This window comes from Mycolicibacterium pulveris (genome assembly GCF_010725725.1).
In the GTDB taxonomy this organism is placed as follows: Bacteria; Actinomycetota; Actinomycetes; order Mycobacteriales; family Mycobacteriaceae; genus Mycobacterium; species Mycobacterium pulveris.
Window position 1 is genome coordinate 1,003,783 of record NZ_AP022599.1, and the last position, 13,163, is coordinate 1,016,945.

11 protein-coding genes are annotated in these 13,163 nt (G+C 67.9%); 4 read left to right on the forward strand and 7 right to left on the reverse strand.

From position 1 onward, the window contains the following. Nucleotides 1-2: 2 nt before the first annotated feature. From G6N28_RS05135 to glmS, 4 genes are read right to left on the reverse strand one after another with little or no spacing between them, the layout of a single operon-like run. Nucleotides 3-1,385, reverse strand: a complete 1,383-nt coding sequence (locus tag G6N28_RS05135) for a glutamate decarboxylase (protein ID WP_163897679.1) — start codon at nucleotides 1,383-1,385, stop codon at nucleotides 3-5. Nucleotides 1,386-1,400: 15 nt separating this feature from the next. Further along, on the reverse strand, nucleotides 1,401-2,822 hold the full coding sequence (locus G6N28_RS05140) for an NAD(P)H-hydrate dehydratase (RefSeq protein WP_163897682.1): 1,422 nt from the start codon (nucleotides 2,820-2,822) through the stop codon (nucleotides 1,401-1,403). Nucleotides 2,823-2,874: 52 nt separating this feature from the next. Beyond that, entirely contained in the window at nucleotides 2,875-3,768 is an 894-nt protein-coding gene (locus tag G6N28_RS05145; RefSeq protein WP_163897685.1) for an alpha/beta fold hydrolase, read from the reverse strand. After that, a complete protein-coding gene (glmS, locus tag G6N28_RS05150) occupies nucleotides 3,768-5,636 on the reverse strand; it encodes a glutamine--fructose-6-phosphate transaminase (isomerizing) (protein WP_163897689.1) in 1,869 nt (622 codons plus the stop codon). Before glmS ends, G6N28_RS05145 begins: the two co-directional genes overlap by 1 nt. Nucleotides 5,637-5,691: 55 nt before the next feature. Here glmS and G6N28_RS05155 point away from each other — a divergent pair, with 55 nt between their 5' ends. From G6N28_RS05155 to G6N28_RS05170, 4 genes are all read left to right on the forward strand, one after another. Beyond that, nucleotides 5,692-6,546 carry a dienelactone hydrolase family protein gene (locus G6N28_RS05155; protein WP_163897692.1) on the forward strand — a complete coding sequence of 285 codons (855 nt, stop codon included), beginning with the start codon at nucleotides 5,692-5,694 and terminating at the stop codon, nucleotides 6,544-6,546. Nucleotides 6,547-6,576: 30 nt separating this feature from the next. Then, on the forward strand, nucleotides 6,577-7,617 hold the full coding sequence (locus tag G6N28_RS05160; RefSeq protein ID WP_163897694.1) for an LLM class F420-dependent oxidoreductase: 1,041 nt from the start codon (nucleotides 6,577-6,579) through the stop codon (nucleotides 7,615-7,617). A 179-nt stretch (nucleotides 7,618-7,796) separates the two neighbouring features. Next, nucleotides 7,797-9,068: a DEAD/DEAH box helicase gene (locus G6N28_RS05165; protein WP_163897696.1), complete on the forward strand. Its 1,272-nt coding sequence runs from the start codon at nucleotides 7,797-7,799 to the stop codon at nucleotides 9,066-9,068. A 77-nt stretch (nucleotides 9,069-9,145) separates the two neighbouring features. Further along, complete coding sequence (locus tag G6N28_RS05170) at nucleotides 9,146-10,756, forward strand: HNH endonuclease signature motif containing protein (RefSeq protein WP_163897698.1); 1,611 nt, start codon at nucleotides 9,146-9,148, stop codon at nucleotides 10,754-10,756. Here the strand turns inward: G6N28_RS05170 and G6N28_RS05175 are convergent. The 3 genes from G6N28_RS05175 to G6N28_RS05185 all read right to left on the reverse strand — a co-directional run bounded on the left by G6N28_RS05175 (nucleotide 10,744) and on the right by G6N28_RS05185 (nucleotide 13,127). Next, complete coding sequence (locus G6N28_RS05175) at nucleotides 10,744-11,322, reverse strand: diacylglycerol-binding protein (RefSeq protein ID WP_163897701.1); 579 nt, start codon at nucleotides 11,320-11,322, stop codon at nucleotides 10,744-10,746. The two genes, G6N28_RS05170 and G6N28_RS05175, sit on opposite strands and share 13 nt — an antisense overlap. A gap of 113 nt (nucleotides 11,323-11,435) precedes the next feature. Further along, nucleotides 11,436-12,818, reverse strand: coding sequence for a hypothetical protein (locus G6N28_RS05180; RefSeq protein WP_163897704.1), 1,383 nt, complete (start codon nucleotides 12,816-12,818; stop codon nucleotides 11,436-11,438). Nucleotides 12,819-12,821: 3 nt separating this feature from the next. Beyond that, nucleotides 12,822-13,127: a DUF7162 family protein gene (locus tag G6N28_RS05185; RefSeq protein WP_163897707.1), complete on the reverse strand. Its 306-nt coding sequence runs from the start codon at nucleotides 13,125-13,127 to the stop codon at nucleotides 12,822-12,824. Between the last annotated feature and the right edge of the window lie 36 nt (nucleotides 13,128-13,163).

The following is a 13,163-nucleotide window of genomic DNA, read 5'->3' on the forward strand; positions in this document are numbered from 1 at the left end:
CCTCAGTGCGCGAAGGGCTGCATGCTGTTGAAGTGCCCGCCCGGCTTGAGCTCGTCGAGACTGCTCAAAACGGTGGTCAGATCGTCGCGCAGCGCACGGGCCAGGTCGGCGGAGAAGCCCTCCCGCACCACGATGCGCAGCACCGCGACGTCGGTCGCGTTCTCCGGCATGGTGTAGGCCGGCACCTGCCAGCCGTAGGCGCGCAGGGTGTGTGAGACGTCGAACTCGGTGTAGCCGAAATCACCCGCCAGCTTGAAGCTGACGACCGGGATCGCCGAACCGTCGGTGATCACCTCGAAGTGCTCGCTCTCGCGAAGCTGGTCACCGAGCCAGCGCGCGGTCTGCGACAGGCTCTGCATGACCTGGCCGTATCCCGCGCGGCCGAGGCGCAGGAAGTTGTAGTACTGACCGACCACCTGGTTGCCGGGCCGGGAGAAGTTCAGCGTGAACGTCGGCATGTCGCCGCCGAGGTAGTTGACCCGGAAGACGAGATCCTCGGGCAGGTGCTCGGCGCTGCGCCACACCACAAAGCCGATGCCCGGGTACGTCAGGCCGTATTTGTGGCCGCTGACGTTGATCGACACCACCCTGGGCAGCCGGAAGTCCCACTCCAGGTCCGGATGCAAGAACGGCACCACGAAGCCGCCGCTGGCCGCGTCCACGTGCACGGGCACGTCCACTCCGCCGTCGGCGGCCAGCTTGTCCAGGGCCGCGCAGATCTCGCCGACCGGTTCGAGTTCACCGGTGTAGGTGGTGCCCAGGATCGCGACCACACCGATGGTGTCCTCGTCGACGTTCTCGAGCACCTGCTCGGGGGTGATGACGTAGCGGCCCTTCTCCATCGGCAGATACCGCGGCTCGACGTCGAAGTAGCGGCAGAACTTCTCCCACACCACCTGCACGTTGGAACCCAGCACCAGGTTCGGGGTGCGCCCCTTCCAGTCCTTGCCGACCCGCTCCCGCCACCGCCATTTCATCGCGAGCCCGGCCAGCATGACGGCCTCGCTGGAGCCGATGGTCGACACGCCGATCGCGCTGGACGGGTCGTCATCGCGCAGGTCTTCGGCATGGAACAGGTCGGCCACCATGCACACGCAGCGCTGCTCGATCGCCGCGGTCGCCGGATACTCGTCCTTGTCGATCATGTTCTTGTCGAACGTCTCGGCCATCAGCCTCTCGGCCTGCGGATCCATCCACGTCGTGACGAACGTCGCGAGGTTCAACCGGGAGCTGCCGTCGAGCATCAGCTCGTCGTGGATGAACCGGTAGGCCGCGTCGGGGTGCATCGACTCATCGGGCATCCGCAGCGACGGAACCGGCGCCATTTCCAGCCGCCCCGTATAGGCGGGCGCGACAATCGGTGCGGAAGTGCGCTTGCGCGGCATGACATACCCTTTCGTCTACAAACTGGCGATGGCACTGCGGATGTGCGCGAGGATTCGCGACGCTGAGGTGGGGGCGGCCTGCGGCCCCGGGTCGAGCGCGGACAGGTTCGCCGCGCGGCTGTGGACGAACGCCGCGGCGGCGGCGGCTTCCCCGGCGGGCAGGCCCGCCGCGAGCAGGGCGCCGATCATGCCCGACAGCACGTCACCGGATCCTGCTGTGGCAGCCCATGATTGATGGGCGGGGCTGAGGCAGACCGGGCCGCCGGGTTCGACGATGACGGTGACGTGGCCCTTGAGCAGCACGGTGGCGCCGAACCGGTCGGCCAGCCTGCGGGTGGCGCCGACGCGGTCCTGGCCCGGCGGTGAACCGGCCAGCCGCGCGAATTCACCTGCGTGCGGGGTCAACACGGTGGGAGCGGCGCGGTCGGCGACGAGCTCGGGATGCGCGGCCAGGATGGTGAGCGCGTCGGCGTCGACGATCACCGGCAGGTCGGTCTGCAAGGCGAACCACACGGCGGAGGCGCCGGCGTCGTCGGTACCCAGCCCGGGGCCGACCACCCACGACTGCACTCGACCGGATGCGCCTGCGCTCGGCGCGGCGATCACTTCCGGCCAGTGCGAAAGCACCTGTTGCACAGCGCTTCCTGCATATCGCACCATGCCCGACGTGGCTGCCACCGCGGCGCCCGCGCAAAGCACCGCGGCACCGGGATACGTCGCCGACCCGGCCAGCACACCGGTGACGCCCTGGGTGTACTTGTCGTCGGTGGGCCGGGGCACCGGCCAGCGCGCCTTGACGTCGGCTGCCTCCACCTCGAACATGTCCGAAGGCGCCAGATCCAGGCCGATGTCGACGAGCTCGACGCGGCCGCAATCGGCCAGCGCATGAACGGGTTTGAGGCCGCCGAAGGTGACGGTCAGCTTGGCGGTGACATGCGCACCCTCGGTGGCTCCGGTGTGGACGTCGATGCCGCTGGGGGTGTCCACGGCGACGACCGGGATGCCCGCGGCGTCGACGGCGGCGAACACCTCCGCGGCCCTGGGGCGCAACGGTCCGGACCCGGAGATGCCCACGATGCCGTCGATCACCAGATCGGTTGTCACCGGAACGCTTTGCACGATCTGCCCGCCCGCGCTGATGAACGCCGCCAGCGCCTTGGCATGGGTGCGATCGGGGTTCATCAGCACCGCGGACACGGTCGCACCGCGGCGGCGCAGGAAGGTCGCGGCCCACAGCGCATCGCCGCCGTTGTCGCCGGAGCCGACGACCGCGCAGATGCTTCGCCCGGCAACGCCTCCGGTGAGCTGGCCGAGCTCGCGCGCGATCGCGACGGACAGGCCGTAGGCGGCGCGGCGCATCAGGGCACCGTCGGGCAGGGACGCCAATAGCGGGGCTTCGGCCGCGCGGATCACATCAGCCGAGTAGTAGTACCGCATCCCCGTTACCCTACGACGGTCCCGGTCACCGAGGCTGACGTTTGCTACAAGTTCAGTTCCTGCGGTCGATGTGAGCCCAGAACGTGCCCGCACGGTCGGCGATCTGGGCCGCGTACTCGCCGTTGATGGCGTGGGAGGCGTCGGGCCACACTTCGACCTGTCCGCGCGGCAACAGGTTTCGCGCCCGCGCCGCCGCGCGGTCGGCGTCGTGCATCACGCTGCGGCCGCCGATGAGCGTCAACACCGGGATGGTGAGCGAGCGCAACTGCTCGTCGGTGATGAGTTTGGGCATCGCCTTGCGTATCACGTAATCGGTGGAGCCGGCGGAGATCAGTGCGGCCTCCGGCAGCGAGCCGTCGACCTCGGCGCCGCCGGAGATCCAGCTGAGCACTCGCCTGCGCAGACGGTCGGGAACCCCGGGCAGGAACAGCGCGGGCGAGGCCAGCACCGCCTTGGCGGCGATCGGGGCGAACGTGAACACCGGATCGAGCACCACCAGCGACGCGGCACGTCCTGGCCGGCGTACCGCATAGTTGACCACGGTCCAGCCGCCGATCGACACGCCCATGAGGTGCACGCGGTCCAGGTTCAGCGCACCGAGCGCGTCGTCAAGCCACTGCGCCTCATCGTCGGGTCCGGTGATCGGCTTGCGCTGCACGGACATTCCGGCCTCGCCGAGCAAGTCGACCCCGAGCACGGGCCGATGCGCCAGCAGCCCGGGGATGTTGGCCCGCCACATCGGCGTCGACGCGTTGCGCCCCGGCAGCACCATGACCGGCGTTCCCTCGGCCGGGCCGTCGAACCGGTAGATCCGCACGGTGCCGAATCGTGTTGGCACGTCGTGGGTTTGGCTGACCGGCGGCAAGTCGGCCATCGCCTTTCGATAAACGTCGTGGAAGTGGGCGCGGGCCCGGTCGTGCTTGAAGTCCCCGACCCGGCCCGGCACTATTCGACGGTGACCGACTTGGCCAGGTTGCGGGGCTTGTCGACGTCGTAGCCGCGGGCCTGCGCGACGCCGGCGGCGAAGACCTGCAGCGGGATGGTCGACAGCAGCGGCTGATACAGCGTCGACACCGTCGGTATCTCGATCAGGTGGTCGGCGTACGGCTGGATCGTGTCGTCGCCTTCCTCGGCGATCACGATGGTGATCGCGCCGCGCGCCTGGATCTCGCGGATGTTGGACAACAGCTTGGCGTGCAGCATCGGCGCGTTCTTCGGCGACGGCATCACCACGATGACCGGTAGGTCGTCTTCGATCAGCGCGATGGGGCCGTGCTTGAGCTCGCCTGCGGCGAAGCCCTCGGCGTGCATGTACGCGAGTTCCTTGAGCTTGAGCGCACCTTCGAGGGCCACGGGATAACCGACGTGGCGGCCGAGGAACAGCACGGTGTGCGACTGTGCGAACTTGTGCGCGAGTTCACGCACCGGCTCCATGACGTCCAGCACCCTGGCCACCAGGTCGGGCATGGCCTCCAGCTCGCGGTACTCGCGCTCCACCTCGTCGGGATACTTGGTGCCGCGGGCCTGCGCAAGTGCCAGGCCGACAAGGTAGTTGGCGGCGATCTGCGCGAGGAACGTCTTGGTGGACGCCACCCCGATCTCCGGTCCGGCACGGGTGTAGAGCACCGCGTCGCATTCCCGGGGGATCTGGCTGCCGTTGGTGTTACAGATGGCCAGCACCTTGGCCTTCTGCTCCTTGGCATGGCGCACCGCCTCGAGCGTGTCGGCGGTCTCACCGGACTGCGAGATCGCCACGACGAGGGTGTGCCGGTCCAAAACCGGGTCGCGGTACCGGAATTCACTGGCCAGCTCGGCCTCGACGGGCAGCCGCGTCCAATGCTCGATCGCGTACTTGGCGAGCAGCCCCGAGTGGAACGCGGTGCCGCAGGCCACCACGAAGACCTTGTCGATCTCGCGGAGCTCCTGATCGGAGAGCCGTTGCTCGTCGAGCACGATACGGCCGTCGGCGAAATGGCCGAGCAACGTGTCGGAGACGGCGGCGGGTTGCTCGGCGATCTCCTTGAGCATGAAGTACTCGTAGCCGCCCTTTTCGGCGGCCGAGATGTCCCAATCGATATGGAAGGACCGGGCACTCGCGCCGTCGTCGGCGCCGTTGAAGTCGGTGATGCGGTATCCGTCCGCGGTGACCACCACCGCCTGGTCCTGGCCCAGCTCGACGGCATCGCGGGTGTGCTCGATGAACGCCGCCACGTCCGAGCCGACGAACATCTCACCGTCGCCAACGCCCACCACCAACGGGGTCGAGCGTCGTGCGGCCACGATCGCGCCCGGGTCGTCGGCGTTGGCGAACACCAGCGTGAAGTGGCCCTCGAGTCGGCGCAGCACCGCCAGCGCGGACGCCGGGAAGTCGCCCGCCGTGGGCCCGTGCCGGTACTGCCAGGACACTAGGTGCACCGCGACCTCGGTGTCGGTGTCGCTGGCGAACTCCACCCCGGTCTGCTCGAGCTCGGCCCGAAGTGTGGCGTAGTTCTCGATGATGCCGTTGTGCACGACGGCGAACTTGCCGGTGCTGTCGCGGTGCGGATGGGCGTTGCGGTCGGTGGGCCGGCCATGGGTGGCCCAGCGGGTGTGGCCGAGCCCGGTGCTGCCCGCCAGGCTAGCCGCGTCGGTGGCGATGAGCTCGGCCTCCAGGTTGGCCAGCCGGCCCGCCCGCCGACGCACGGTGAGACCGCCTCGACCGTCGAGAAGAGCGACCCCCGACGAGTCGTATCCGCGATACTCCATCCGGCGGAGCGAGTCGACGACGATGTCGCAGGCAGGTCGTTGCCCCACGTAGCCGACGATTCCGCACATAGCCATAAAGGGTAGTGCAAGAGCTGGGTCACACCCGCTGCGCTACGGTTCGGTGGTGGCCAGCACGAAGAAGCTCTTCACCGCGTTGACCCGCCGCGGCCCGCACCGTGTTTTACGCGGTGACCTGGCATTTGCCGGTCTTCCCGGCGTGGTGTTCACCCCGGAGTCGGGGAAGAACCTCCCGGGGGTGGCGTTCGGTCACGATTGGGTGGCAAAAGCCGACCGCTATCACGGCACGTTGGAGCATCTGGCGTCGTGGGGCATCGTCGCGGCGGCTCCCGACACGGAGACGGGACTGGCCCCGTCGGTCCTCAACCTGGCCTTCGACCTGGGCACCGCGCTGGACATCATCACCGGCGTACGGCTGGGGCCAGGCAAGATCAGCGTGCACCCGACCAAGCTGGGGGTCGTCGGTCACGGTTTCGGCGGGTCGGCAGCGGTGTTCACGGCGGCGGGGATGCCGGCCGGACCGAACGCCCCGAAGGCCGTCGTCGCGGCGTTTCCCAGCGTGACCAGGCCGGCGGCAGAAGAGCCCGCGGCCACATTGAAAGTGCCCGGCCTGGTGCTGACCGCCCCGGGTGACCCGATGACCCTGCGGTCCAACGCGGTGGAACTGAGCCGGGTGTGGAAGACGGCCACGCTGCGGACGGTGAACAAGGCCAAGGCGGGCGGGCTGATCGAAGGCCGCCGACTGGCCCGTGCGGTGGGGCTGCCCGGCGCCGATCGCAGCACCCAGAAGGTGGTGCGGGCGTTGATGACGGGCTATCTGCTGCACCTACTGACCGGCGACAAGACCTACCGCGACTTCGCCGACCCGGCAGCGGCGCTACCCAAGGCCCCGGCGGTCGACCCGTTCGCCGAGGATCCGGTGGATCTGGAGAACAAGGTCATCGCGCTGTTGAAACCCTAGCCCTTCTGAAACCCTAGGAGCCGTACCGCTGTGCGCACCGGAATCTTTCTGAGTTACGCCGGCGGCTTCCTCGATGCCGTCGACGAGGTCGTGGAGCTGGAGAAAGTCGGCGTCGACATCGCGTTGGTGGCCGAGGCGTACTCCTTTGACGCGATCAGCCAGCTGGGCTTCCTGGCGGCGCGGACTTCCCGGATCGAGTTGGGCACCGGCGTGGTGCCGATCTACATCCGCACGCCCACATTGCTTGCGATGACGGCCGCGGGTCTCGACTACGTCTCCGGTGGCCGGTTCCGGCTGGGCATCGGCACGTCGGGGCCGCAGGTGATGGAGGGTTTCCACGGTGTGCCGTTCGACGCGCCGTTGGGCCGCACCCGCGAGGTCGTGGAGATCTGCAGACAGGTCTGGCGTCGCGAAAACGTGCAGTACGACGGCAAGCATTACCAGATCCCATTGCCTGCGGACCGGGGCACCGGTCTGGGTAAGCCCCTGCACTTGATCAATCATCCTGTGCGCGAACGTATTCCGGTAACCATCGCCGCGCTGGGCCCCAAGAACGTGGAACTGACTGCGGAGATCGCCGAGGGTTGGCAACCGGTGTTCTTCTACCCCGAGAAGGCCGACGAGGTGTGGGGGTCCTCGCTGCGGGCAGGGTTCGCAAAGCGGGACCCGGCGCTGGGGCCGCTGGACGTGATGGTCAGCGCGACGCTGGCGATCGGTGACGACGTCGAGGATCGATTGTCCTGGGCGAAGCCGCAATTGGCGCTGTACATCGGTGGCATGGGTGCGCGGGGACGCAACTTCTATCACAATCTGGCGACCCGTTACGGGTACGGCGACGTGGCCGATCACATCCAGGATCTGTACCTCGCGGGCAAGAAGATGGAAGCGATCAACGCGGTGCCTGACGAGTTGGTCCGCCAGGTGTCGCTGGTCGGGCCGCGGGGGTTCGTGAAGGAGCGGCTGGCGGCGTTCGCGGAGGCCGGCGTCACGACGATGCTGGTGCATCCGCTCACCGGTGACAGGCGCGAATCGGTGCGCTTCGTCGAGGATTTGCAGTCGCTGTTGCCGTAGCCGATTAACCGAATCGGCGGGCGTGCCTGTACAGTGGTCTCCAGCGGCATCTTCTGTTCTGCCTTTTGCCGCTTCTCGATCGTCATACCGAGCGCCGCGGAACGGTCCGCGCCGGGCAGGACGACCACACTTACTTTCGGAGTTCTTTCTTGTCTGTTCAAAACACCTGTGGCACAAGCGTGCCCACCTTCGCCGACCTCGGCCTTCCTAAGGCTGTCGTCAGCGTTCTCGCTGCCAACGGCGCCGAAACCCCGTTTCCGATCCAGGCGGCGACGCTGCCCGATTCGCTGGCCGGCCGCGACGTACTCGGCCGGGGACGCACCGGATCGGGTAAGACGTACGCGTTTCTGTTGCCGATGGTGACGAGGCTCACTGCACACCGCGCCAAGCGGGTGCCAGGTCGGCCGCGGGCGGTCATCCTCGCGCCCACACGCGAACTCGTGGCGCAGATCGCCGCGTCGCTGGCGCCGTTGGCCGCCGCAATGGATCTACGGACTGTGACGGTCTTCGGCGGTGTCGGCCCCCAGCCGCAGATTCAGAAGTTGCGTGCGGGTGTCGACGTCGTGATCGCATGCCCTGGCCGACTGGAAGACCATGTGAGATCGGGCCACGCCGATTTGTCCGGCGTCGAGATCTCGATACTCGACGAGGCGGACCACATGGCAGATCTGGGGTTCCTGCCGCCGGTGAAGCGTCTGCTGGACAAAACTCCGCGCGACGGGCAGCGGATGTTGTTCTCCGCCACCCTGGATGGCGGCGTGGACGTGTTGGTCAAGCGGTACCTGAACAACCCTGTGGTGCACAGCGTGGATTCGGTGGAGGCGCCGGTGACGGCCATGGAGCATCATGTGCTGCATGTCGACAAGGCCGCGCGGATCAATGTTCTGACCGACCTCGCCGCGTCACCGGGTCGCACCATCGTGTTCGCCCGTACCAAGCATGGCGCCAAAGCACTTACCCGACAGTTGAATTCGCGTGGCGTGTCCGCGGTCGAGTTGCACGGCAACCTTTCTCAGAACGCCCGTACGCGCAACCTCGCGGCGTTCTCGGACGGTTCGGCGACCGTGATGGTGGCGACGGACATCGCTGCGCGGGGCATCCACGTCGACAATGTGAACCTTGTCGTACACGCCGATCCCCCGGTCGAGCACAAGGCGTACCTGCATCGATCCGGCCGGACCGCACGCGCCGGGGCCGACGGCACGGTGGTGACGCTGATGCTCGACGACCAGGTGCACGACGTGCGTCGGCTCGTCCGCAAAGCCGGCGTGAAACCGACGATCACGCGGTTCAGCGGCGCGTCGCATCCCGTGCTGCACGAGATTGCACCGGGCGAACGAACATTTTCGAAGGCCCTTGTGGCCAACCGACCGGAGCCCGCGGCGCCTCAGCGGGCGCGTCGGCGCCGGCCGTCACGCCGGAGACGCCCGGCTGGAGCTGTCGCCGGCTAGGGAACTCCTCGGCCTCTTCGATAAGCCGCTGACCTGCGGGGTCTGTCTTGTCGGTGGGCCGTGGCAGTATCGAACGTATGTTCGGTTCGGAGTTTCGGTCGGTCGAGGAGGCCGGGTTGGTGGCCGAGATTCAGGCCTGCACCCGTGCGGAGGCCCAGGCCGCGGCGCGGCGGCTGGCCGCGGTCGGGGAGCTGGCCGCACGCGCCACCGAACCCGACGACGATGAGCGCCAAAAGTGGGTGGTGGATCTGTGGGCGTGCGCGGCTGCTGAGGTGGGCGCGGCCATGGGCATCAGCCACCACCGGGCCAAACAACAACTGGCCATCGGGTTGAGCCTGCGCGAGCGGCTACCCAAGGTCGCTGCCCTGTTTGCGGCCGGGGCGATCAGCGCCAAGCTGATCTCCACGATCACCTGGCGCACCCATCTGGTCCTCAACGCCGAGTTGGCCGCCCGCATCGATGCCGCGATCGCCGAGCACGCCTGCAGCTGGGGGGCGCTGTCACAGCAGCGCCTGGACTTGGCCATCGACGCCATCGTGGAAACCCACGATCCCGATGCGCGGCGACGCTTTCATGAAGCCGCCCGCAACTGTGATGTGCAGATCGGCAAACCCGATGACGCCACCGGCACCGCCTCCGTCTACGGCCGGCTCAGCGCCCCTGACGCCGCGCTGCTCGAGCAACGCATCACCGAGCTGAGCACCAGCGTGTGTGATGGCGATCCGCGTACCTGCGGGCAACGCCGCGCCGCGGCCCTGGGCGCGATCGCCGCCGGCGCTGAACAGCTGGCCTGCCACTGCGGCGCCGCGCAGTGCCCACGCGCCGGGGCCCCCGACCCCCGCGCCACCGCCATCGTCATCCACGCCATCACCGACACCACCCCCACCAAGCCCACCGCCACACCCACCCCCGCCAAGCCCCAATCGCGCAGACCCAATCGGTCCACCGACATCCCGGCACCACCCATGGACGATGAGGTGGCACCGGCGGCCGAACCCACACCGCCAAGCGAGGAACCCACATCCGAGCCACCGACACCCCCGAGTGACCCGGGCGCTGGATCGGTCTATGAGCCGCAGCCGCCGGCGGGTACCCCGGCAGCGATCATCCTCGGGCGCGGCGGCGGGGTGATCCCCCCAGCACTGCTAGCCGAACTGATCGCCAACGGCGCCACCGTCCGCAGCGTGTATCGCCCCGACGACATCGCCGACCCCGGCTACCGGCCCCCACAACCCTGCCAACGCTTCATCCGCATGCGCGATCTGACCTGCCGCTTCCCCGGCTGTGACCGCCCCGCCCAACACTGCGACATCGACCACACCATCCCCCACCCCGCCGGGCGCACCCACCCCTCCAACACCAAATGCCTATGCCGGCTACATCATCTGCTCAAAACATTCTGCGGCTGGCACGACCAACAACTACCCGACGGCACCATCACCTGGACAGCCCCCAGCGGACACACCTACACCACCCACCCGCTCAGCCGCATGCTGTTCCCACACTGGAACACCACCACCGCCGACCTACCCCCACCCGCACACCCACCCCCACCACCTTCAGCCCAACGCCACCTGAAGATGCCCCGCCGACGACGCACCCGCGCCGCCGACACCACCACACGCATCAACACCGAACGCACACTCAACAAGCGTGAGGTCAACCACTACGACCCCTACCGGCGATAGTTGGGGCGACCGCCGCCGGCGGCGATCTCACCCAGCATGGCGACTACGACACCGAATGCGAAATACAACGGTGGCAGCCACGGGCCTACTCCGAACAATCCATCGGAGTCGTCGTGGTAGGCGAACAAGCCAGCTTTGGCGAGTGTTATCTCGACTGCAGGACCGATAACGGCAGCGAGCACACCGCAAACCACCGACGGTCCGTCTCCTAAGACGCACCAGATGATCACCGCCATCGCGACGATCAGCGTCGTGCTCGGTACCGTAGGCGCACCGTGCACCAGCGCCGTCGTGACGTAGGTACCGATCACTGCGGCGACACCGGCGATCCCCTGTCGGACCGTGACGTCGGTGCGCGGATTCGGTAGATGCAGGCGGATCTCGGCCAGCGATGCAGTGGCCGCACCGACCAGAATTGGAAACCAAATCGGACTGCTCCACACGGACGGCACCGCGTCGGTGAAGTATTCGGTTGTTTCCGTGGTGACGTGGCTGTGGTCGCCGACCAGCGACGCCGCCGCACCCAACAGGAAGAAGAATGCCAACTCGCGCACGCGTAACTTCACGATCGCACCGTACGCGGCACTGGCTTACGCTTCGCGAGTTCTACCCCAGGGCTGTGGTGACCGCGTGCGCCACGACCCTCGTGCAGAAATCGACGCTCGACCGTACTCCGGGATTACTCGCCAACCTGCGGCAGTTCGTCAGCGGCAATTTCACAAGGCGTACCCGCATCGCCCACTGGTGCCGGCGGTGCCGACTCGGCCGCCGGTGGCGACGCCACAATAGGCGGCGGCAACGCCTCCGGTGCTGCCGGCGCAGGGTCTACCTCATCCGTGAGCAGCTGATCCTCCTGCGGCACAGGGTCTTCTGGCGGCAGATCACATGCGGTTTCGGCGTCGGCAGCTACGGCTTCATCATCGAGCTCGTCTGCCTCCTCATCGCCAAGCTCGTCATCCTCGGGCTCATCCTCGTCGAGATCCTCGACCTCCGCCGACTCGTCGACCTGGGGCATTTCGATGCCTTCCGGTTCGGTGAGCACGCCGTCTGCACCGCCCAACAAGCCTCCCAACGCCTCACCCATCTGCTGAGCGAATCCCGTTAAACCACTTCCGATATCGGGTAGACCGCCGCCAAGCGGCGGCATTGTCGGCGCAGGTGCGGCCGGTGCAGCAGCCGCCGGGTCGACCGCCGCTGGAGCTGCAGCGAGCGGCGCAACGGGCGACGGCACATCAGCGGGTGGCGCCGAGAAGGCCGGGGGGGCACTCCACGCTGCCGGAGCGACGGGCGCGACGGGCGCAACCGCCCCGACCGGTGCGGTGCTCGGCGCCGTCGCCGAGGCGTCGCGGCCCGCAGGGGTCCACGCCGGGCCGAGATCGCCTGGCACGTCGAACGTCGCAACCGCTTCCGAAGCCAGCTCAGCCGTCAACACGTCGTATGCCGCCCCGATCGCGTCGACGGCAGCGCGCATCGCTGTCAACCATTCGCCGCCGATCACATTGGTGACAAACGGTTTTACCTCCTGGTCGACCAGTTCGCTGGCCGCTGCCCGGTCACCCGCGCCAGTGGTCACGGTGTGCGCCGCGGCCAACCAGTCAGCACGCTGCCCATCGACACGCTCGTCGATGGCCGTCACCGTCGCAACCTTGCCATCGACGCTCTGCCATAACTTGTCGCGCAGCTCGGCCAGTCCGTGCGCCGCGGTGCGCACAGCGGTCGCCACCAGCGCCGACGCTTCGCCGTGGCGACGCAAGAACTCCCGCGACGCCTCGGCGCCACGCCCCTGCCACCCCACCATCAGCGCCACCCGTTGGGCATCCTGACGGGTGAGTGCCTCCTCCGTCGCCGTCGCCGCCGCCTGCAGCGCCGAGCAATCCGCATCCAATGCGACCAGATTGAGTCCGTCCTCACTGGCGTATTGCTCACGCACCTGTGCCGCATTCATGGTCAGATCGGGGTGCTCATAGCCAAGCATGCGGCACGCCCAGACGTAGTTCTGCACAGCATCCACCGACGGCATGCCTTCGGCCAATCGCGATGCGGCATCGAACTTCTCGGCCATCGCTCAACCTACCCGCGAGCCGGCGCGGAAATCGGCATCGGCGTAGCGGTCCGCGGATGCACGCAAAACAGCGGCGATCTCACTGCACGCGCGCGACCACTGCCGCACCTGATACGCCACCTGCTCCACGACGTCGCGCACAGCGTCGCCACGCGCGACATATGCCCGACCTGCGGTCGCTCCATCGAACGTCAGCCCGCTCAGATGCGTGCGCACGGCAGCGTCGAGGATTTCGGCCACCGTCTGGTACTCGTCGGCGACGCTGCGCAGCGTCGCAACGTCAACGCGCGCGACGTCAGGTTCTCCCATACACGTTTGGACGCGCCGAGCAGCCGTTCGGTTCCA